The organism is Amycolatopsis circi (assembly GCF_003385235.1).
GTDB classification, from domain to species: domain Bacteria; phylum Actinomycetota; class Actinomycetes; order Mycobacteriales; family Pseudonocardiaceae; genus Amycolatopsis; species Amycolatopsis circi.
Genome location: NZ_PQIA01000003.1, coordinates 1 through 21,696 on the forward strand (window position 1 = coordinate 1; position 21,696 = coordinate 21,696).

Consider the following 21,696-nt stretch of genomic DNA (forward strand, 5'->3'; position numbering starts at 1 on the left):
TCATATGCCTCGCCCGCCGACGCTGCGACGTCCTCTACGCCATGCTCCGCAACCACACCCACTACCGCCACCCCGAACCCGCCTCCGCCCCCGCAGCGGCTTGACAAACCACATAGGGACACCCCCCCGCAGGAGGCCGGCGGTGGCGATCGAGTTCGGCTTGAACAGGTACCCGCGTCCGCCCTGGTGGCCTGGCCCCGGCAGGAACCCCGGGTCCATTTGCCTGGCCGGGAACGATCGCCGCAGTCGACGGCGGGAATATCGGTCCCGGCCACCTCGACGAGCCCGCGGTCGCCGTCGGCACGGAGCTGCATCTCGCCGAGGAACGCGTCGTCGACGGTGCTTCGGACGGGGCTCATCAGCTCGCTTTAGGTAGCCCGCTAACAGTGTCGCCGGTACGCCGCAGCGCTGCGTCCGGGCGTTGTTCGGCCGGTTCCGGGCGGACATGGTGGTCAGCGTGCGTGTTCGTACCGGGGATCAGCTGGTGGCAGGGCTAGCGACGGTTGGCCGTCGAGGATGGCGTTCATGGCGGTGTAGAAGGTGCGGGCGGGTGTTTTGCCGCCGAACATGGTGCCCTTGTCACAGGCGTAGACGTTGCCGGGCCCGCCGTCGCAGAGGCCGCCGTTGCCGCCTTGCGGGCGGAACACCATGGCAGCGCCGGCGAGTTGGGGCGTGCCGCCGACGAACGTCGCGGACGCGTTGTTCTGGGTCGTTCCGGTCTTGCCGATCATCGGCCGGGTCCATCCGGAGGCGGCTGCGGCTGCCGCGGAGGTGCCGCCTGCCTGGTCGTCCTTGCTCATGCCCACGGCGAGCGTGTTGGCAAGGCCGGGCTCGAGGACCTGCTCGCACGCTTGCTCGCGGAGTTGCCTGGGCGCGCCGTCGCGGTTGCTGATCCGGCCGATCGGAGTCGGCGGGCACCAGCGTCCGCCGCTGAGGATGGTCGCGGCGACGTTGGCGAGTTCGAGTCCGCTGAGCGGGCTCACCCCGAGGGTGAACGAGCCTTCGCCGGGCGAGCCGTCCTTGGGGCCGAAGAACCGGCTTTGCGGCATGCTCACGCGAGGGTTCTTGGCCGCCGGGTCCGGTGCGCGTCCGGCGAGGTTGGCTGCCATGGTCTCGCGCATGCCGAGTTTGCCGGCCATCTCCACCACCGGCCCCATGCCGGTCTTTTCCTCCAGGATGACGAACCCGGTGTTCGGCGAGGTAGCGAGCGCGGTCTGCAGGGTCATCGAACCGGGGTAATGGTCTCCGGCGTTGCCGAGGCAGTAGGCATAGGTACCGCGCCCGATTTTGGCGCAGCGAGGGTTGTTCGAGCCGAAGACCGGTGAAGTGTAGAAGCCGGGAGTGTCGATCGTGCTGTAGATCCCGGCCACGCCTTGCCGCAGCGCCGCGGCCGCGGTGAAGATCTTGTAGCTGGAGCCCGCGCCGCCGGTGTTCCAGATCCCCGAGGGCAGGGCGTAGACGGTCTGGCCAGCGGGGGCGTCGTTTCCGTAGTCGCGGTTCGCTGCCAGTGCCACGACTTCATGCCGGTCTTTGCCGGGTTTCACCAGCGACAAGGTATTGGCTACGTTCTTCTGGGTCTTCTTGACCTGCTGCTCGGCGGCGGCCTTCGCGAGGTAGTTCGCTCGCTGGTCCATCGTGGTCCTGACCGTGTAGCCGCCGGTGTAGAGGTCGTCCTTGTTCATACCTGCCTTGGTGAGCAGGTAGTCCTCGACATACTGGCAGAAGAACCCGTTCTCCCGTCCGGCGCCGATGCAGTTCGCCGCCGGCTTCACCGGACCGCCAGGCACCACGCCCAGCGGCTCGGTCTTGATCCGCGCGGCATCGGCAGCGCCGAGTTTGCGGTTCTCGACCATCCGGTCCAGCACCAGATTCCGCCGCTCGGTCGCTTTGCGCGGATGGTTCCACGGATCGAACACGCTCGGGTTGTTCACCAGGCCGGCCAGCAAGGCAGCCTGCGCGACGGAGAGGTTCTTCGGGTCGGTGTCGAAGAATGCCCTCGCCGCGGCCGCCACCCCGTAGACCTGGCGGGGAAACTCGACGACGTTCAGGTAGGCGGCGAGGATCTGCTCCTTGCTCATCTTCGTCTCGATCTGCACGGCGACACGGGCTTCTTTCAGCTTCCGCGCGATCGACGCTTCCCGCGCCTTCGCCTGACCGGCCTTGTCGTTGCGGTAGACGACATTGATCAGGTAGTTCTTCACGTACTGCTGGGTCAGCGTCGACGCGCCCTGAGTGGCGCCGCCGCTGCCGGTGCTGACCGCAGCGCGCAGGATGCCCTTCAGGTCCACACCGCGGTGCTGGTAGAAACGCTTGTCCTCCACCGACACCAGCGCCCACCTCATCGCATCGGAAACGTCGCTCACCGCGAGGGGAAGCCGGTACTGGGCGTACAGGGTCGCGATCTGGCCGCCCGTCGAGTCGGTCACCGTGGTGACCAACGGCGGCGGCGCTTCCGCCAGCCGCGCCGATACCCGGTCTACCGACTCGTCCGCGCGCACCGACACCAAACCCACCGCGCCCACGACCGGGAACAACGCTCCAGCAACAATAACTCCCGCCAGCGAGCAAAGCCAAACCAGCATCAACACCCCGCGCCTGATACGCATGACACAAAACTATACAAAAATCAGCACGCGAGCATTGCTCAACGAGAAGAAAAATCGGTTCTTTCACACCTATGCCCCCGCAGGCCAGCCTTGCCGACCATGTTTCCGGACATTCTCAACCGCTCAACAATTGACTTTCAGCAGGCCTCCGGGCAGACCGACCGCCCCCGCTTGAACAGAAGAGCAAAAGGTTTTCTCCAGATAATCCGCTGATCAACGCTTGCACTGCCCCGACTCGTTCGCACAGGCTGACACCGGAGATACATCGCGCTTCTACCCCGAACAGGAACAGAGTGTGAAAAATAAATCTGAGCCGGTCACGAAGAAGGCCGCTAATGCAACACCGCGAAAGGCGGCAGTCTCAGCATTGACGATGGCAGCGTTCGCCATTCCGATAGCCATAAGCGGAGGCCCGGGAGCGAGCGCAACAACCCCGTCGGCGGCCAAGACATCGTCGCATATCGCGTACAAGACGTATGGGGAGACCTGTTTTTTGAACGCTGACGGCGTACGGTACCGAACCGGCCCCGGCACTAACTACCGAGCACTGGGGCACGTCAACAGAGGTCAGGGTTTCGACGTAATCAATTGGGTCGCTCCCCGAGACGGCGGCATAAAGCCTTGGGGCAAAGGGAACCTGTGGGGCGGGCCCCAGGGAGTCTATATTAGATATGACTTCCTGAAGTGCCACTAGCCTGCAGTGCAACCCGGGCTGCGCAAACGCAAGAGAGGCAGTCGTGGGGCTGCTCGATGAACCGACGCGGACACCCGGCGGTTCACGCCGACGAGACCTGAGAGCTTTTCCAGTACCCGGCTGCCGATCGGCCGTTCCGTCAAGTCCGGAATAAAGGACGCTGTGGCAAACCACATCCTCGGCCGCCGCCCGACACGTCGTGTCGGGCGGCGGCTCGGCCAGGAGCACGTACGCAATCACTCAGCCGAAGAGCCGACCGCCCGACCTCCATTTCGCTTCAGCCCGTGTGTCTCGGCAGCAACTCTGCTCAGGGGTCAACTGGTCAATCCAGCAAAGTTCATCGCGCTGCCAGAACGTCCGCGGCGTCGCACCGGACACTATCTCGATCAGCATCCCGTCCCATCGGGCCGCGACTGGATTTGATGCGCAGGGCGGCGGCAGCCTCTTCGGCGGCGTGACCATCCCGCGCAGATCGGTGTTCTGCCACTCGGCGAACACCGCAAAACCTCGCGCAGGACAGACCCATCACCTCGCGGAAGCCGAGCCGCTCAGCAACAGACAGTGGACGGTTTCCGGGCATACGGTCGCGGTCGCCTCTGAACGCGACGGTGCTGGCCGAACCCGCGGCCGCCGATGGTAACTCGTGGATAGATTCGGGAAACACGAGCAAGCCTCCGGACATTCGTGAGTCAAACCGCCAACCGTCGCCGTTCAGATCTTCCGTCAATCTTCGGCCGCGTCGTGATCGTGTTAAAACTGCTTTGTTTCCATAGTTTTTCAGCTCGTCGCAGCTTAATCTGCTTGTGTGACCGTACACAGTGAACGGCACGATGACGGCTACGAGACCCCGACGCCCCCTCTCCGCCGCGATCTGGCATGCCTGCTTGATCAGCCGCTGGCGCTCGACGTGCTCACCGTTCTCGCCGACCAGCCCGCCACCGCTTCCATGCTGTGCAAACAGCTTCGAGTTCGGCGGTCGGCGGTCATCGAAGCAACGCGGCGACTCGCCGCCTGCCGCCTCGTCCGGCGAGAGGACTGCGGCGGCTCGTGGGACGAGCCGTTCCGGCGGCAAGCCCGCTACCGGCTCACCGCCGGCGGGCGCGGGCTCGTGCGGGGCCTGGACGACCTCGCGGTGCTCGTTCAGCTCTACCGGTACTACCTCGGCGAACCGGCGGCCGATCGCTAGCGGATTCCCTGACCTATCGGCCGTGCTTCCGGTTTCGGCGGCAGATTCGTTGACAGCGAAGGAGTTTTTATGTGGGCACCGATGGTTTTCGCCCTGTGCGTCGGCACCGTGGGCACCATCATCCAGGGCCACACGGCGGTCGGAGTCTGTTTGGGGGCCGCCGCCCTCGTGATTCTCGTGATCGCGCGTGTTCAAGCGAAACGTCGAGCCCGGATGCCCCGCCCGACGGAGTCCTCCGAGCGCTGAGGTCCTCGGGCCGCACGTGCAGGCCGGCGGAGCGGCAGCGACCGGTGCGGTCGTCTGTCCCCGCGCGATCCGGACGCACCGGACCCGGTTGCCCGGTCGCGGTCGCGGATGCCCCGCTCATCAGATGGGCGCCGCTGCTTGTTCTGTTCGGGACAAGGGCAGTGTGGCGCAGCGGATGCCTCCGCCGAACTCCGAGACGAGGCCGAAGTCGAGATCGGCGACGACGTCCGCGTCGTGCTCGCGGAGGCGGTCGATCAGCCGGGTGTGTTCCCGGGCGATGACCACTTTGTTCGGGGCGAGGCACACGGTGTTGCATCCCATCGCGTGCGCCTCGGCTTCGGTGGCGTCGATCACGTCCCAGTCCGCCAGCAGTGCGGGAAGCCCGTCCGGGAACGCCGGACGGTGGCAGAGGGCGAGCCCGGGCCGGATGACCGCCAGCACGCAGTCCAGGTGCAGCCAGTGCCGGGCGAGGCGGACCTCGTGCACCCGGTATCCCTCGGGCCGAAGGAGCCGGGCGAGCCAGGCGATGCCGTCGCGGTTGCTGGCGATCCCCGAGTGGCCGACGAGAACGTCCTTCCCCAGGACGAACACGTCGCCCCCTTCGAGGAACGGCCCGGACCCTTCTGGCTCGGCCGGGTCGAGCGTGCTCGGCGCCGGGGCGGGGATCGCGAAGTACGCGGCGGCGGGATCGTCGGCGATCCGTGTGCGCAGGCCGTCGCGGTAGGCGAAGATTTCCTTCCGGCGGGAAGGCATCATCAACGACAGTTCGATCACGCGGTGGCCGATCACCACGATCGGGTCTCGCGCGAACATCGGGTCGCCGCCGGACACGACGAACTCCGTCTCCAGCCCGGTCAATCGCCGGGGCCGATGCACGACGACGCCGTGCGCGCGGTAGAGGGCCGCGAGGTCGTCCAGTTGCCGTTGTGTCGCCTCGATTCGGGCAGGCGGGTCGATGGCCCGGAACGAGCGTCCGACGTTGCCTCGAGTCATCACGACGGCGTCGGGCGAGAGGTAGTTGCGCAGCGAATAAGACACCGGCGCGATCGGAGCGTCAGGGTCGAAAATGCCGACGAACGCCTCCCGCAGCGGGGAGAACTCGTCGGGGACTTCGATCCGGCTCATGGCGATGCTCTCCTTGGCTCAGCCGCGGCAACGGCGGGTCGGGTTCACCGTCGCAGGGCGGGGTGAGCGGGGCAAGCAGGTCAGGGCGTGCCCCGCACGCCCAACCGGTGCCCGAAGACGCCGTCGGGGTCCCAGCGGTGCTTGATCCGCTGCAGACGCGGATAGGCGTCGCCGTAGTACAGCGTCGTCCAGGGGATCCCGCTGGTGTTGAAGGCCGGGTCCAGCAGGTCTGCGTCCGGGTAGTTGACGTACGTGCCCGCGGTGTCGGCGCCGGGTGCGGGCACGCCGCCGGTGTCCGCGTAGACGTCTCGGTACAGGTCGCGCTGGAAGCTGAGGTGTTTCGCGTCCTCGGCGGGATCCGTCCATTCCGAGACGTAAAGCAGGGTGAGCGCACAGTCCCGGTGCACCGAGGCCGTGGCATCGGCAGGGACGGCGTTCACTCGGCCGCCGTAGGGCGCGTGCAGCACGCCGCTTCCCGGGTGGCGGTAGTCGGCGCGGGTCAGGTGCCGGTACAGCGAGGAACACGCCGCGGCGCTGAGGGGCCGGCGGTGCATGGCGGACTTCCCTTTGATCCGCTTGCCGTTCGGCCGGTCGGCGAAACCGGGCCATTGGGTGGCCAGGAGCCAGGGCAGCCGGGTGCGCGTCGGGTTCTCGGGCGCGAACCCGACGCCGGTGCCGATGGCAGCGGCGAATTCGTCCAGCCGCCGCTCCGGTTCCCTCGCCGCGTCCAGTTGCACGTTGACCACGACCGCGCCGCCGGAGGAATGAAAGGTGGCCAGGTGCGCGTACACGTCCGCTGACGGCGAACCCGCGGCGTTGCTCCTGGCGAAATAATCGCCGAAGTTGGCGACCAGCCGGGCGAAGGACCGCTCGTCCAGCCGGGTCCACGGCCAGGTGAAGGAGGCCACCGCGAGTTCGGCCGGCGGCGTCGGCAGGGACCCGGCGGGATCGCGGAACCAGTAGCGGGTGACCACGCCGAAGTTCCCGCCCCCGCCCCCGGTGTGGGCCCACCACAGGTCCCGGTGGGGGTCGGCTGGCTCACGGGTCGCCACGACGGTCCGGGCGCGGCCGCGGTCGGCCACGACGACCTCGATGGCGTGGAGATGGTCGACCGTCAAGCCGTGCAGGCGATTGAGCGGTCCGTACCCGCCGCCGCTGATGTGGCCGCCTGCGCCGACCGTCGGGCAGGTGCCTCCCGGGATGGTCACGCCCCAGCCCTTGAACAGCTTCGCGTAAACATCGCCGAGACGGGCTCCTGCTCCCAGGCTGAAAGCGCGCATCTCCTTGTCGTAGGTCACCTCGTCCAGCGCTCCCACGTCGACGAGCAACCGGATGCCGTCGGTGGTGAAGTCCTCGAAACAGTGCCCGCCGGAGCGCACCGCGAGCCGGGCCCGGCGCTGGAGCGCGGTGTCCACGGCCGCGGCGACGTCAGCGGCGGATTGAGCGACGACGATTTCGTCCGGACTTCCGATCCACCGCTGGTTCACCCCGCGCGCGAGGTCGGCGTATTGGGGTGCGCCGGGATGGATCCGGATGGCCTCCGCCGGCCGGGCCGCCGAGGACGCGGCGGCGGTGCCGGGCAGCACGGCGGCTCCGGCCGCGGCGGTGCCTGCGAGGAGCACCTTGCGTCTGCTGGTGGTTCCGGGGACGCCGGTCATGGCATGTCCCTTCTGTCGGCCAGGCGGTTCGCGCCGCGGCGATCGTTGCCCGCGCGGGCCGGGGAATTAACGGTTTCCAGGTCGAAGGCGCCGAGGGTGGCGTATCTGCGGGAGATCGTCGCGAGCTCTCCCGGTGCGAACACCTCGGCGGCGTCGGCGAACCCGTCCGGGGCGCGCTCGTCGGCGAGATCGATGACCGCTTCCGGGCCGCGCCGGCGGCCCGCGGCCTGCAGTGCGGTCATGGCCGGACGTCGTGCGGACTCGTAGGCGCGCAGTGCGTCCTCGGTGCCGGTGTGCCCGGCCAAGGCGCGGGCGAGCACTCGGGAGTCCACAATGGATTGAGTAGCTCCGTTGGAGCCCATCGGGTACATCGCGTGGGCGGCGTCGCCGAGCAGGGTGACCCGGCCGCTGGTCCAGCTGGGCAGCGGATCGTGGTCGACCATCGGGTATTCGAGCGCGCGGTTCCCGGACCGGACCAGCGCGGGCACGTCGAGCCAGTCGAAGACCAGGTCGGCGAAGTACGGCAGGAACCGGTCGGCCGGCGCCGGCCGGTTCCAGTCGGCGGGGTCGGCCGGTTGGCCGTCCGGAAGCTTTCTGGCCACGGCCCAGTTCATGAGCACCGGTTCGCCCGGGCGGACCGGTCTCGACATCGGGTAGACGACGACGCGGCGGACACGGTCGCCGACGATGACCATCGTGGCACCGTCGAGAAAGGGCTGTGCCCAGGCGTTGCCGCGCCACACCATCAGGCCGTTCCAGCGCGGCCCGGGGTCGCCGCGATGCATGACCTTCCGCACCGTGGAGCGGATGCCGTCGGCTCCCACCAGCAGATCGTGCTCGCGGGCCGCCAGCACACCGGGGCCGTGTGAGAGTTCGACCCGGGCCGTGCCGGACGAGGGCCGGGTGAATCCGGTGACGCGGGTGCCTGCCCGGACGGCGTTCGCGCCCAGCCGCTCGCGCACCGCGGCCAGCAGCACGGCCTGCAGCAGGCCGCGGTGCACCGACAGCTGCGGCCACCGGTATCCCGCGGACACCCCGCGCGGTTCGCGCCAGATCAACGTGCCGAACCGGTTGCGGTACTCCAGGTTCCCGGTGCGCACGGACACCTTGTCCAGCGCTGTGCCCAAGCCAAGGCCGAACAGCTCGCGGACCGCGTTAGGCAGAAGGTTAAGCCCCGCTCCGAGCGGGTCGATCCTCGGCGCGGCTTCGTAGACGGTGACGTCGGTGAATCCCGCGTCGGCCAGGCTCAGCGCGGCAGTCAATCCGCCGATCCCCGCGCCGGCGATGGCGATCCTCATGCCTGCGCCGTCTCTGCCTGCTTCGCGCGGTGCCGCGCCGCCTTGGCCAGCTGGGCGTTCTTCCGGGTCAGGTCGATGATCTCCTGCAGCAGCCGGACGCTGGCCCCGCCGCTGCCGACCGGGTAGAGCCGCAGCTCCTCCCGGTATGCCTGCTTGGCGATGCCCAGGTGCCTGCCGCGGAAGACGACGACAGTGCGAAGGACGGCGGCGAGCGACTTGGCGCTGGTGCGCAGCGCGGGCGCGGTCCGTTCCGCATCGGGCGCCGCGCCGTACGCCTCCAGCAGGCGGGTCACCAGCGACGGCGAGTCTTTCCAGCTGCCGTGCAGATTCCGCCATCCCGGCAGGCTGTAGCGCACCGAGTCGCGCATGAAGCCCGAGTAGTCCTCGCTGCCCCGATCGCTGGCCCACAGGATTTCGTCGACCAGCCACAGCGGAACTTGGGCCGCGGCCGGGCCGAGCAGGACCCCGCCGTCGACCGTGATCTCCGCGAAGTAGGGCCGCAGCACGCGGGCGAAGAACCGCGGGCTCACGTGCTCGATGACCAGATCGATCGAATCGACCATGGACGAGATCTCGTGGTCGAGCGCATCGAGCAGGATCGAGAACTTCGGGTCGTGCGGCTCGTGTTCGCGCAGGATCTGGCACAGCTCCAGCGCGGCCCGCAGACGCGGGAAGACCATGCGCACGGACTCCTGCAGGTACCGTTCCTGGACGTCGCCGGTGTACATCCGCTCGCGCGGGCCCGTCGGGTTCCAGACGCAGTAGTGGTGCACGACGTCGCGCGGGACCATGTCGGTGCGCTCCCCCAGTTCCAGGAGCAGCGGAGTCGCCTCGGGCACGGCCTCGAGCGGTTCCCGGCCGAACCGCTTGAGCGAGCCCAGGACCATGCCCCGGTCTCTCATCGCCGCGAGGCAGCCGTCGGCGTCGAACCCGGACAGCGTTTCCCTCGCCGGCAGCAGCCCGCGCAGGAGAGCGGCCAGTGCGCGGACGTCGCCGGAGGAGTTGATCTCCGGCAGGCCCGCGAGCCGCGCGTCGGCTCCCAGCGGATCGAGCGAGCACACTCGTTCAACCTGGATCTCGTTTCCGTACAGCAAGGAACAGCTCGAAGGCATAGGTCGGTCGCCTTTCCGGATCTTCGCGTGCCGCGGCGAAACGCACGTCGGCCAGTCCAATAAGAGAAGAGGTGGAGCCGAGTTCAGGCTCAGACGCGTTTTCGGCGCAGCGCGGTCAGCACCAGGTGCGCGTTGGTCGACGAAAGGCTCTGGCCGTTGACCGCCACGATCGGCGGCCCGGCACGTCGCGGCAGCGGCGTGGGCTCGCGCGGCACGACGAGCGGGACGCGGTCCCAGTCCACGTCCTCGTGCGGTCGGGTGTGGTGCAAGCTCGCGGGCACGATCCGTTCGCGCAGGCACAGGACAGCTTTCGCCAGCCCGGCGATCCCGGCCGCGGCCTCCGCGTGCCCGATGTTGGTCTTCACCGAACCGACGAGGCAGCGGCGGTTCCGCCGACCGAGCACGGCCGACAGCGCGGTCAGTTCGGCCACGTCGACGCGGGTCCCGGTGCCGTGCGCCTCGACGTAGTCCACCGCGGCCGGATCGACGCGTGCGTCGGCGTAGGCCCAGCGCATAGCGGCCGCCTGGCCGTCCGCCGACGGATGGATCAACGACTCCTTCGCCGATCCGTCGTTGCTGACCGCACTGCCCAGCAGCACCGCCTGGACGAGGTTCCCTTCGGCGAGCGCGTCGGAGAGGGGACGCAGCACGACCGCGCCCGCCCCTTCGGCACGCACGAAGCCGTCCGCGGCGGAGTCGCCGAATTTGCAGCGGCCGCTCGCGGACAGAACCCCCGCCGACTCCAGCATTTTCGACGCGTGGTCGGCGGAGAGGAGATTCACTCCGCCGGCCACGGCGACATCGGCGTCGCCCGTGCGCAGCGCGCGCATCGCGTGATGCACGGCGACCAGCGACGAGGCCTGGGCGGAATCCACGGTCACGGCAGGCCCGCGCAGATCGAGCGCGTGGCTGACCCGGCTCGCGGTCAGGCCTCGCTGGTGGCATCCCGTGTAGTCGCGGAGGTCGAGCGCGTGCCTGCCCTCGTGCGCGTCCCACGCGTCGTTCGCCGACTGTCCTATGTAGACGGCGGTTCGGGTGCCGGCGATGCTGGCGAGCAAACCGGCGTCAGCCAGAGCCGCTCTGACAACGCGGAGCAGCGCCAGCTGCTGCGGATCCATTCTGACCGCGTCGCCGTACGGAATGCCGCAGTCGGCGGCGATCGACAGACCGGGCGGCGCGATGTGTCCCGCCCAGGCCAGCCCGGTCCACGGGCGAGCAGGCCCTACCGCGTCGGTTCCGCTGATCAGCAGCCGCCACAGCGCTCGGACGTCCGGCGCACCCGGCAGATCGACCCCGAGCCCGAGCACAGCGACTTCCCACGACCGGGCTTTCCCGGTCCGCCTGACGGTCCTCACGGTCGTGCACCCCCATCGCGATCAAGCATTCAGGCTCTGGCCCAGACTTCCCAGGGCTGGACGGCGACCCAGTCCTGGATGCGGCCCGGCCGGATGCCGAGCGCTCGCTCGGCCGGGGCGGGACTCGCCGCGAAGAACCAAGGGTCCGCGACCTCGGCGTACTCGTAGATGCCCGCGACGCCGGCCGCCGCGCGTTCGCCGAACACCTCGCCGAGCACAGCCTGGAACTGCCCGACGTCGAGTGCGATGTAGGTGATCTCGCGCCCGAGCGCCGAGCCGAACGCCGCGGCCAGGCCGGGCCCGTCGACGACGTCGGCACCGGCCAGCCGCAGCACGGTTCCCTCGATGCCAGGGGCGTCCAGCGCCGCCACGGTGGCTTCGGCCAGGTCCGTGTGCGACAGCCACGCCACCTTTCGGCTGGCGGACAACGGATAGAGCAGCACACCGTCGTTCACCAGCGCGCGCCCGGTCCAGGGGCTGAACAAGTTGTCCAGGTATACCGGCGGGCGCAGGACCACGACCGGCAGCCCGCTTTCCCGGAAAATACCTTCGGCGGCCCGGCGGGTTTCGTACGCGGGCAGCCCGGTCGGCTCGGCCGGGATCGGCGTGTTCGTGTTGTACACCAGTCGGACGACACCCGCGGCGCGCGCGGCCTCGACCACGTTGCGGGCGAATGCGCTCACGAGTTCCGCGTCGTAGACCAGCGGCAGCACCACGGAAGCGTGCGTGATTCCGTCGAATGCCGCACGGACTGACGCAGGGTCGGCGAGATCTCCCGTGATCAACGGGACCCCGGGCGCGCGGAAGGCGGACGGCCCGCCGCGCCGCGCGAACCCGAGCACGTCGCAACCTCGGCGGAGCAGCGCACGCGCCACGGCACCGCCCTGGAATCCTCCCGCACCGATCACCAAATAACGCTTGTCAGCCATGAAACTGCGGTCCTCCTAGGAATTCGCGGACGAACTTCGACCGGGTCGGGTCGAGTTTCTGATCGCGACGGTCTCGGGGTTTCGCGGTTTTCCGCGGAGATCGGCCAACTGCTTCGAGTTCGGGCAAGCAGCCGGAACCGGACGTTACGCGCGCCGCTTCCACGGGAGCAGTGTTGATCAATCGACCATCCGGGGAAATACCGGATCTCAAGCGAGTCCGCCGGCATTTCCCGAAACCGTCGAACGCTCAACGCTCGCCCGCCGGTCCAGCACTGGAGAAACTGGGTTCGGTGCGTGCCGCGGCGGTCCGGAAAGGAAGGAAGGGCCCGGTCCTGCGCGCGCAGATGAATGCTACCCACCGGTATCGCCCCGGTCGGCGCCGCATTCGTCGCCGTGGCACGCACCCCGAACTCCTTCGCTCGCCCGAAGCAGCCCTCCGCCTTGCCCCAGGGGAGTCCGCCGAACCCGGCAGGACCGGCGCGAGGCCTGCCGCAAACCGCGAAGAAAGCCCTTGAGCTGCCGCAACGCCAGTGGTCTGGCTTCGTGCGCGAGTTGTGTACACTAGTACAGGTACGCTGGCCTGGTCAGCGGCGAGCGACCGCGCCGCGATTCACCCAGGTCCGCGATCGGTTCGGTGCACCAGTGCGAGTGGAAAAGAATTGGTTGATTCCGTGGTCTGTCTTCGTATTCCCGCAGGCGTTGCCGACGCTGTTCTCCGAGCTGGGCCGGAACGGTTCTCTCCTGCTTTCCGGGACCTGCTCAGATGAGCATCAAGGAGTTGAGCATCGGCGGAAGCAGCGCATTCAGCCGCGAGGTCGCGAAATTGCTCGTGCGGCGTGGATTGTCCTGGCGGAAGCTCGCCGACCTGGTGGGCTACACCCCGAGCTGGCTGAGCAAGGTGAAGAACGGCGCCCCGCCGTCGGCCGAGCTGGCACAGCGATGCGACGAGGTGCTGGAAGCCTCCGGCCGGCTGATCGCGCTCGCCCAGGCGAAACCGGAACGGCCGGCGCACTTGCCCGCGGTGACCGCGTTCTTCACCGGCCGCACGGCGCAGCTGCGGCAACTGGACGACGCGCTCGCCGCGCCGTGGCGGGCGGGCGCACCGCGAGTCGCCGCCGTCGACGGATCGCCCGGCGCGGGCAAGACGACGCTCGCGCTGCGCTGGGCGCACGACAACACAGCGCTGTTCTCCGGCGGTCAGCTGTATGCGAACCTGCGCGGCTACTCGCGCGACGGGTCGCCCGCGACGCCGTTCGACGTGCTCGAAGAGTTCCTTCTCGCGCTCGGCATTCCCGCCGACCAGATCCCGGCGACGGCGGATCAGCGCGCGGCCCTGTACCGGTCGCTGCTGTCCGGTTCGCGTGTGCTCGTGCTGCTGGACAACGCCGCGCACCTCCAGCAGATCGAACCTCTGCTGCCCGGCTCCGGCACGTGCGCGGTGCTGGTGACCAGCCGGAATCGTCTTCTCGGGCTCGGGGTGCTCACCGGAGCCCCGCACATCACGGTCGGGCCGATGTCGGAACAGGAATCGTGCGCGCTCTTGCGGAACGTCATCGGCGCCGCGAACGAGAAGGACCGGCCGGAAAGCCTGAGCCAGCTGGCGTCGTGCTGCGCGTACCTGCCGCTGGCGCTGCGCATCGCGGCGGAGCGGGTCGTCACCGGCTTGGACCACGATGTCTCCGCCGTCGCCGCCCACCTGCGCACCGACGGTCTCGACCTGCTGGACCTCGACGAAACCACCGCGATCCGCGCGGTGTTCTCCTGGTCCTACCGCGGCCTGCCCGACGAACCCGCGAGAATGTTCCGGCTGCTCAGCCTCCACCCGGGACGGCGCCTCAGCACGGCAGCGGCGGCCGCGCTCGCCGGCCGGCCAGAACCCGAGGCGCACGCGCTGATCGGCACGCTGGTCAGCGCGCACCTCGTGGAGGCCACCGGCCCGGGCAGCTATCGCATGCACGACCTGCTGCAGCTCTACGCGCACGAATGCACGACAGCCGACGACACCGCGGCCGAGCGGACCGAAGCCGTTCGCCGACTGGTCACGTGGTACCTGCGGACCGCAGTGGCCGCCGCGGAGTGGATCGCGCCGTACCGCTCCGCGGCGCACGCCGTCGAACTTGCCGCGGACGACGCCGGCACAGCAGCATTTCCCGACCCGCACGCCGCTTTCCAGTGGTGCGAGTCGGAACTGCAGAACTTCGCACCGGTGTCCCGGCTCGCTCTCGACTGTGGTCTGGCAGATCACGCCTGGAAACTTCCCGTGGCGCTCTACGACTATTTCGTGCTCCGCAAGCCGTGGACAGTCTGGCGCTCCGCGTACGACATCGCCCTGCTCGCCGCGCAGTCGAACGGGCGCCGCCGCGAAGAAGGATGGGTGCGCGCCCATCTCGCACTCGCCCACCTGTGGCTGCGAGAGCACGAACGGAGCTTCCAATTGTACGAGCGCGCGCTAGACCTCGCGTTGCTCGTCAAGGACGAGCACGGGCAGGCGTGGGCGGAATACGGATTGGCCTGCGTCGCCTGCGAAACGGGAAAGCACAGCTGCGCCAGGGAACACGCCGAGCACGCACTGGCCCTGTTCCAGCGCCTCGGAGAACCCGACGGCCAGGCCGCCGCGCTGGCCGTCCTCGGCGACGTGCAATGCCGGACCGGCGACAACGCCACTGCGCTCGACACGGCGAAGAACGCGCTGCGGCTGTGCGAACAGCTCCACAACGACCACGGCAGAGGCCGCAAACTCGTCAAGATCGCCGACGTCTACCACGCGCAAGGAAAGCCGCGAGAAGCCCTTCGCTACCTCGAACTGTCCCTCGACGTCCGCAGGAACCTCCAGGACCGCTGGGGCGAGGCGGACATCCACCTCCGCCGCGGCGACCTCCTCGACGAACTCGGCCAGAACGACCAGGCCCGCAGCGAATGGCGAGCGGCGCGGGCCCTGTACGAAATGCTGGAGGACCCCCGAGCCGCGGACGCGGCCGCCCGGGTGCTCGGCACAGCCTGCCGATGAGCGCCCGCTGCGACCCTGGGACCCGGCCGGATGTTCCTCGCGTTGTCCCGAGATCAACACTGGCGCGACCGCGATCGCCCCGGCGACACTGAGAACACAGCGCTTCCTCCTCCGGAGGGGGACCGGAGGGAGCGCTCACGGCGAGGACAGCTTCGCCGGCCAACCCCGGCGCGGCATCGTCCCCGCTTGTCCCGCCGGGTGTTCCAGGCGCTGTCCACCGTTCCGGGTCACTCGCCCAGAACGGTGGACAGCGCCGCCAGGATCGCGGTCCGGGAAGGAGCGCGGCGTTCGGTCAGCGCTCTCAGGTAAAGGCCGTCGAGCATCGCTGACAGCGCGAACGCCTTCTTCTCCCCGACCAAACCGGCGAGCAGGCCCGCGGTGAACTCGGCGTACTCCGCCGCCACCTCCCCCATCGCCGCATCGCGCAAGGCGAGGACGGTCAATTCGTACTCGACCGCGATGTGCTCGCGGTACTGCTCGACCGTCCGGCAGATCTCGTCGGCCAGCGCGGACGCCAGCTCCGTCCCGGCCAGTCCCCGCACCGTGTCCGCCCATTCGAGCAGCCACTCCCGGTAAGTACCGAGAAGACCGCGCAACGCGGCCTGCCGCAGCTCGCCGAGCGTCGCGAAGTAGTAAGTGGTCGACCCCAGCGGGACATCGGCCTCCTGAGCGACCGACCGATGGGTCAGCCCCGCCACGCCCGACGCGATCACCACGGCCTCCGCCGCGGCCACGATCTTGTCCCGCCGCCGCGGGTCGGTCGCCCCACGCCGCCCCGGCATCAGCACAGCCTGCCTTGTCGCACCCGTGCACCGTAGTCCACGCCGGTCTCCGCAGCTGCGCGGCGGGAGCGGACCGGCAGCGCTCAGCCGGTTTCCGCAAGCCGTCCTCGAGTCACCGCTTCTCTCCCGACTTTCGGGTGCTTACGGTCGGAGCACAAGCGGAACCGCCTTCCCGCACAGCGAGTCCGGCGCGACCAGGGCCGCGCGCCGCCCTGGAATGCCCGGGAAACCTCCCGTCGAGGCTTGCCCTGCCCGTGCTGCAGGAGGCTGTCGCCGAGGATCTCTTCCGCAACACGAATCGCCGCGAAGCCGGACTCAACCGGCCGGACTTCCGCAGGCCAGGACGCACACCGCCGACGAATGGCTCGAACGCCGGAAAGGAAGTGGCCAGATGGCTGACGCAATGCCCTCCTCCGCGGTCCGCTCGCCGCTACGACAAGTTGCGCCGCACGTCGTCGACGAAGCGAGACGCCCTCGGGTAAACGCCCGGATGCGACCGGTCCCCGCACCCCTGCCCGTAAGACACGACACCGACAACCGCGCCGCCGACCACCAGCGGTCCTCCAAAGTCCCCCAGGCATGCGTCCTTGCCGCCGTTCGGATCCCCGGCGCACATCTTAGCGGCGGGATCGCAATCCCCGTCCGCCGCACCGCAGACCTGATCGTTCAGAACAGAAACCGTGACCGCGTTCAAGCTGTCGGAATCCGGGCCGTCGTACTTGAGACGCCCCGCAGCCCAAGACCGTCGCCTAGGCCCCCGCCGCATAGCGATCCTGATCCCCTGGGCCCGCTGTTTTCAGGACCTCGTACGGCAATCACCGTGAAAGGTTCAGCACGGCGATGTCATTCACGTGTTTTTCGCTCGCGTATTCCGGATGCGCCCCGATGCGGCGCACCTCGGATCGGCGGCCGTCGGCCCCGGACCAAAGCTGCCGCCCGCCGACGACGTGAATGTCCTCGGCCCGTTTTTCCGGCAACGCAGTGCCAGCGGTCAGCACCGCCTCCGGGGCGATCGATGCCCTGCCGCACCGCAGGCCGCCGGCATGGACCACCGCGCACGCGCGCCGGTCGCGCCTCGCCCCGCAATCCCCAGGAGGGAACCGCAATGTCGTGTCGAATAACGTGGCGGACCACCGCAGGAAACCGCGTTCCCGGACGAGGAACCGGGCAAAGCAACGGAAGAGAACCGACGAACGACGCCGGGACGCACCCGGACAACACGCGCAGTTGCCCGCCAGCGAAGCTCAAGTGTTTCCGCTGCGCAATGTCGGGAAGACGTTGCGCTATGCAGTGATTCGCGACGAAATCGGTCCCGCACCTCGCACTTGAGCGCCCCCTCGTAACAACCGCGGCGCCGCACAAGAATGAACGGGTTCGAAGGCGCCCGCCGAACCGGACACGACGGCGCGGGCTTTCCGACCCGGTCTGCCTACGTCCAGCGCTGCTGGCCGTTTCCCGGAATGGCCCGGCCGAGCCGAATGTCTCCGGTACCACCGTCACCTTGACCGGTGCGATCCTCCCCTCGGCTCGCTCGGAGACCAGGCGCGCGCGGAGCTGCTCCAGGGTTTTGCCCAGCAGCCGGGAATCTGCATCTGGGACACGCCGATCCGCTGGGCGATCTGGTTTGGGCAAGTTCGTCGACGAACCGCATCCTGACAATGGCGCGCTCGCGCGGCGGCAGCGTCGCCACCGCGGCCTGCAAGGCGACGTGGTTCTCGAAACAGGCGAGTCCCGGCTCGCACGGCGTCCAGCCGGGCGTCCTCACCCAGCGTGGTCAGCCCGCCTTGGGGCTCCCTGGAGCTGCCCTAGACGCGACGTGTCCCGCCGCCCAGGTCCCGGTCGCTCCGATCGCTGTTGCTCGTTCGGACCTACCCGAATGGCGCTGCTTTTCCTCGGCTGATCGGATACGGTGACAGCCCGGCGGTACCTCAGCCATGGGCAAAAATCGCGACAGCACCTTACTCTGCCCGGATAACAGCCAACGGCGGCAGGCGCGACGATGGCTGCATCGCCCTCCTCGGCAGCGGAGTGTTGTCGCATCCCGGAGTTTCCAAGCATCGAGAAGCGGCTAACTTGATGCGGTGGTCCGTTTCAGGTCCTGCTCCTTCGCGACTTACCTGATCGAACTCGAGGAAACGTACCCCGCATAATCCTCGGGACCGAGCCGAGCGGCCATCGTTGTGCTGTGCCTGCTGCAGGGGAACCAAGCTGCACGAGTTGCTCCCCGGGCAGCCCGCCCCGGCGAGATCCAGCCCTGTCATGAGCAGCTCGCCTTACCTGGCGCAGCGATACAGGATCCGGTTGCCGCCGAATTCGCTTACGATCGGCAAGGGCTTCGCGCCGCCGCCGTATGCGGACGCCGGCACCGTCGTGCAGTGCTGCCGCGTCCAGTTGTCCCGCTCGGAGATGTTGTCTTCGTCGCCGGCGATGCCGCTGCCGGGCGAGCGGAGCTGTTCCGACTTCGGGTCGAGCCCCAGCACGAACGCCAGCTTGCCCTGCGCCTGCCAGGAGGACAGCTGCGCCACGGTCGGCGTCCGGTCCAGACCGACGTATCCGCCCAACGCGACCGCTTTGACCGCGGTGTCGAGCAGGAACGGACCGGTGAGCACGGCCCCGCCTTCCACGGCCAGTTCTATCGGCGCGCCGTTGGCGTGGGCATGCGCGTAGTCGGCGATCTTGCGCCATTCCCCGGGCAGGTCGGCCTCGTCCAACCGGAACCCGTTCGGCATGGTGCCGGTGCGCAATGCGTACAGCACTCCCTGACGGTCGAGCAATCCTTGCTGGGGAGCAGGTTCCGGTGACGCGGCGAACTCCCGCAGGTCGCCGAAGATCGACCCGGGCGGACCGGCGCTGGGCAGCGAGCCCCCGCCGAGCCCTCGGCCGGTGTCGCCGGCCTTGGCCGCCGACCACACGGCCGGTGCCAGCAAGGCGGCGATCAGGCCCAAGGCCAGCGCGGGGCGTTGCGCCGCTCTCGCCCCGAATCGCCCGAGCAGCAACCCCGAGACCGCCGGCACTGCGAGCGCCGCAACCGCGTAGCCCACCCAACCGTGCCACTCAGGTTCACGGTTCACCAGCACCCACGCCCACACCGCGGTGGCCGCGAGCCCGGCGGGCAGCAGGAACCAGAACGGCCCACGCTTCCGGTAGAGCGCCCACAGCCTGGCCGCACCGGCAGCGGCCAGCACCGCGACGGCCGGGGCCAGCTGAGTGGTGTAGTACGGATGGAAGATTCCTTCCTGCGAACTGAACACCGCGCCCAAGATCACCAGCCAGGAACCCCACAACCACCAGCCGAACCGTCCTCGACGGTCGGCAGGCTCCCGACGGCGAAGCCGGACCGCGCCGGCGACCGCCACGACGAGCAGCACCAGCGCGCACCACGGGATGAGCCAGCTGATCTGCCCGCCGACCGAATCGTTGAACAACCGGGCGGGTCCCGGCTCGCCGCCGAACGGCGAGGGCACGCCGCCCGACAGTTCCGGCGTCTGGCTCGCGGCGGGACCGCCGCCGCTCCCCAGGCCGACGATCCGGCTGAACCCGTTGTACCCGAGAACCAGATCGAGCGCCGAGCCGTCGCTGCTGCCCCCGACGTAGGGCTTGGGCCGCGGCCACAACCCGGTGAGCACCACCCACCATGCCGAGGACACCAGCAGCACCGCCCCGGCGACAAGCAGATCGCGGATTTTCCTCCCCCAGCCGGTGTCGCGCGCGGCGGCGTAGGCCAGCGCCACGGCGGGCACCGGCATCCAGCCGGCCAGCATCTTGGTGAGGAAACCGCACCCGAGGAAGAACGCGGACCAGGCCAGCCACCGGGTGGCCTGGCGATCGAGAATCCCCGGTTCGACGGCGCGCGTCACCGCGTAGGCCGAAGCGACGCACCACAGCACCAGCAGGGTGTCCGGATTGTTGTCCCGGTTGATCGACACAGTCGCCGGAGTCAACGCCAGCACCAGCGCCGCCAGCAAAGCCACGTTCTCTCCTGCCCAGCGACGCACGGCACGATGCAACAAGAACACGGCCGCCGCGCCCTCGAGCACCTGTGGCAGCAGCACAGCCCAGCCGTGGAAACCGAACACCCACACCGAGAACACCTGCGGCCACAACGCCATCGGCGGCTTGTCCACCGTGACCGTGCCGAGAGGGTCGTACGCGCCGAACAGGAAGTTGGCCAGGCCCTGCGACATCGACTTCGCAGCGACCGAGTAGTAGGCGTTGGCCCAGCCCTCGTCACCGATACGCCAGGCGTAGAGCACTGCCGACAGCGCCACGATGCCTGCCAGTGCGCACTCCGGCCAGCGCGCCTGCCACCGGACCCTCCGCTGTGCCGCCGGGGCGGGCTTCGCCGTGGTCGATCTGCCGATCGTCGCGCTCATGCTGTCACCTCTTCGATCCGTCGTGCTGGACGAGGGCGCCGCTGCCCACGCGCCACGAGCGGGCAGCTTCGAGACCGACTGTGGCCGCGGCGGAGCCGGTGGGCGAAAACAGCCGGGCAAAGCAACCGCCGCGACTTCCGGCGAGCCGCCACTCCGCGTTTCGGAACCCGGCTCTTCGTTCGCCCCCGCACCGGCGGCGCCTCGTCGCGGCGAATCCCCGGACTAGACGGTGCGGCCGGCCACGTCGGCGCTCCAGTCTTTGGCTGTCTTGGTCGCGCCGCGCGCCGCGGCTTCGGACGGGACGATCGGGGTCGACTTACGGCCGAACAGCACGTCCATCGGCTCCTCGATGTCGCCCGCGTAGCCCATCGCGAAGCAGCCCTGCTGGTACCCGATGATCCGCAGCACGTCTTCGGGGTAGCTGCGGGCCACATCCGGCGGCGACACCAGGTACTGGTTCTCCTCCTGCCGCACCCAGCCCGAGCAGTAGCTGACGATGAGGCCCTGGCGAACCGCGTCGGTGGTGTTGTGGCCGCCGCCGTGGACGACCTTGCCGGAGAAGACGAACACCGAGCCCTTCCGCATCTCCACCGGCTTGAAGTCCGCCGGATCGACCTCCTCCGGAACGACCGGGTCGCTGCCGGGGGCGACGAGCGTGGCTCCGTTCTCGGCGGTGAAATCGGTCAGTGCGAAGAAGAACTGGCACATCACGTGGTGGTCCGCCGCGAACGGGAAGAAGTCCCAAATCAGCTCGTCCTTGTGCGGTTTCTGTGCCACCGAGCCCGGATACGCGCTGATCAGCTGGGTTTGCGACAACTGGATCTCGGTGGAGCTGTCGAGAAGTCCCCGCGCCACGGCAAGGCTCAGCGGGTGCACTACGAGGTTGCGGCCGGCTTCCGACCTCGCCACCAGGCTGCCGGTGCGCTTGGTGCGCTGGCCCGCGAAGGCGTCCGGCCCGAAGGGGGTGGCCTCGATGTACGGCGCCATCTCCTCGATCAGCGCGTCGACCGTTTCGGCCGGCAGCACGTCCTCGACGATGGCGTAGCCGTTCGTGCGAACGCTTGCCAGTACGTCTTCGGTGCTCGCGGTGTTGGCGAATCGGTCGGCGAGAGCATTCTTCATCGTCATCCTCCCGTCTCAGGTATTGCCTGATCACATTATTCGTCACCAGTCCGGGCAGCTGACCGCTGCCAGTGCCGACGTCGCAGTTGTCCGATAATTTCACATCAGCTCGCATTGTCGGCCTGGAGCCGCTTGAGAAATACCCCGGAACGGCTCGCCGCCCGATGCGAATGCTTCCAGAAAAAGCGCCAGGCACGTAGATA

14 protein-coding genes are annotated in these 21,696 nt (G+C 68.8%); 2 read left to right on the top strand and 12 right to left on the bottom strand.

What is annotated here, in order from left to right; genetic code table 11:
* Positions 1–452: 452 nt before the first annotated feature.
* Positions 453–2,606 carry a transglycosylase domain-containing protein gene (locus D0D37_RS00995; protein WP_116198571.1) on the bottom strand — a complete coding sequence of 718 codons (2,154 nt, stop codon included), beginning with the start codon at positions 2,604–2,606 and terminating at the stop codon, positions 453–455.
* Between the two features lie 1,499 nt (positions 2,607–4,105).
* Between D0D37_RS00995 and D0D37_RS01000 the strand changes: the two genes are divergently transcribed.
* Positions 4,106–4,486, top strand: a complete 381-nt coding sequence (locus D0D37_RS01000) for a MarR family transcriptional regulator (RefSeq protein ID WP_116198572.1) — start codon at positions 4,106–4,108, stop codon at positions 4,484–4,486.
* A gap of 366 nt (positions 4,487–4,852) precedes the next feature.
* Here the strand turns inward: D0D37_RS01000 and D0D37_RS01005 are convergent, their stop codons facing one another.
* The 6 genes from D0D37_RS01005 to D0D37_RS01030 form a co-directional block, all read right to left on the bottom strand.
* Positions 4,853–5,857 carry a dimethylarginine dimethylaminohydrolase family protein gene (locus tag D0D37_RS01005; RefSeq protein WP_116198573.1) on the bottom strand — a complete coding sequence of 335 codons (1,005 nt, stop codon included), beginning with the start codon at positions 5,855–5,857 and terminating at the stop codon, positions 4,853–4,855.
* Positions 5,858–5,937: 80 nt separating this feature from the next.
* Entirely contained in the window at positions 5,938–7,515 is a 1,578-nt protein-coding gene (locus tag D0D37_RS01010) for an FAD-binding oxidoreductase (RefSeq protein ID WP_116198574.1), read from the bottom strand.
* Positions 7,512–8,813, bottom strand: a complete 1,302-nt coding sequence (locus D0D37_RS01015; protein WP_116198575.1) for a flavin-dependent oxidoreductase — start codon at positions 8,811–8,813, stop codon at positions 7,512–7,514. The genes D0D37_RS01010 and D0D37_RS01015 overlap by 4 nt, the downstream gene beginning before the upstream one ends.
* Positions 8,810–9,925, bottom strand: a complete 1,116-nt coding sequence (locus D0D37_RS01020; RefSeq protein WP_116198576.1) for a monodechloroaminopyrrolnitrin synthase PrnB family protein — start codon at positions 9,923–9,925, stop codon at positions 8,810–8,812. The genes D0D37_RS01015 and D0D37_RS01020 overlap by 4 nt, the downstream gene beginning before the upstream one ends.
* A gap of 89 nt (positions 9,926–10,014) precedes the next feature.
* Positions 10,015–11,280: a beta-ketoacyl [acyl carrier protein] synthase domain-containing protein gene (locus tag D0D37_RS01025; RefSeq protein WP_116198577.1), complete on the bottom strand. Its 1,266-nt coding sequence runs from the start codon at positions 11,278–11,280 to the stop codon at positions 10,015–10,017.
* A 29-nt stretch (positions 11,281–11,309) separates the two neighbouring features.
* Positions 11,310–12,209, bottom strand: coding sequence for an SDR family oxidoreductase (locus tag D0D37_RS01030; RefSeq protein WP_116198578.1), 900 nt, complete (start codon positions 12,207–12,209; stop codon positions 11,310–11,312).
* Between the two features lie 763 nt (positions 12,210–12,972).
* On the opposite strand from D0D37_RS01030, the gene D0D37_RS01035 reads away from it, so the two are divergent.
* Positions 12,973–15,216: a tetratricopeptide repeat protein gene (locus tag D0D37_RS01035; RefSeq protein WP_116198579.1), complete on the top strand. Its 2,244-nt coding sequence runs from the start codon at positions 12,973–12,975 to the stop codon at positions 15,214–15,216.
* Positions 15,217–15,443: 227 nt separating this feature from the next.
* Here D0D37_RS01035 and D0D37_RS01040 read toward each other — a convergent pair whose 3' ends face one another.
* The 5 genes from D0D37_RS01040 to D0D37_RS01065 all read right to left on the bottom strand — a co-directional run bounded on the left by D0D37_RS01040 (position 15,444) and on the right by D0D37_RS01065 (position 21,493).
* A complete protein-coding gene (locus tag D0D37_RS01040; RefSeq protein WP_162834025.1) occupies positions 15,444–15,998 on the bottom strand; it encodes a TetR/AcrR family transcriptional regulator in 555 nt (184 codons plus the stop codon).
* Between the two features lie 430 nt (positions 15,999–16,428).
* Entirely contained in the window at positions 16,429–16,764 is a 336-nt protein-coding gene (locus D0D37_RS48705) for a trypsin-like serine protease (RefSeq protein WP_116198581.1), read from the bottom strand.
* Between the two features lie 49 nt (positions 16,765–16,813).
* Positions 16,814–17,050, bottom strand: a complete 237-nt coding sequence (locus D0D37_RS48400; RefSeq protein ID WP_162834027.1) for a trypsin-like serine protease — start codon at positions 17,048–17,050, stop codon at positions 16,814–16,816.
* Positions 17,051–18,271: 1,221 nt separating this feature from the next.
* A complete protein-coding gene (locus D0D37_RS01060) occupies positions 18,272–20,371 on the bottom strand; it encodes an ArnT family glycosyltransferase (RefSeq protein WP_116198583.1) in 2,100 nt (699 codons plus the stop codon).
* A 222-nt stretch (positions 20,372–20,593) separates the two neighbouring features.
* Complete coding sequence (locus tag D0D37_RS01065; protein WP_116198650.1) at positions 20,594–21,493, bottom strand: phytanoyl-CoA dioxygenase family protein; 900 nt, start codon at positions 21,491–21,493, stop codon at positions 20,594–20,596.
* Positions 21,494–21,696 lie beyond the last annotated feature (203 nt).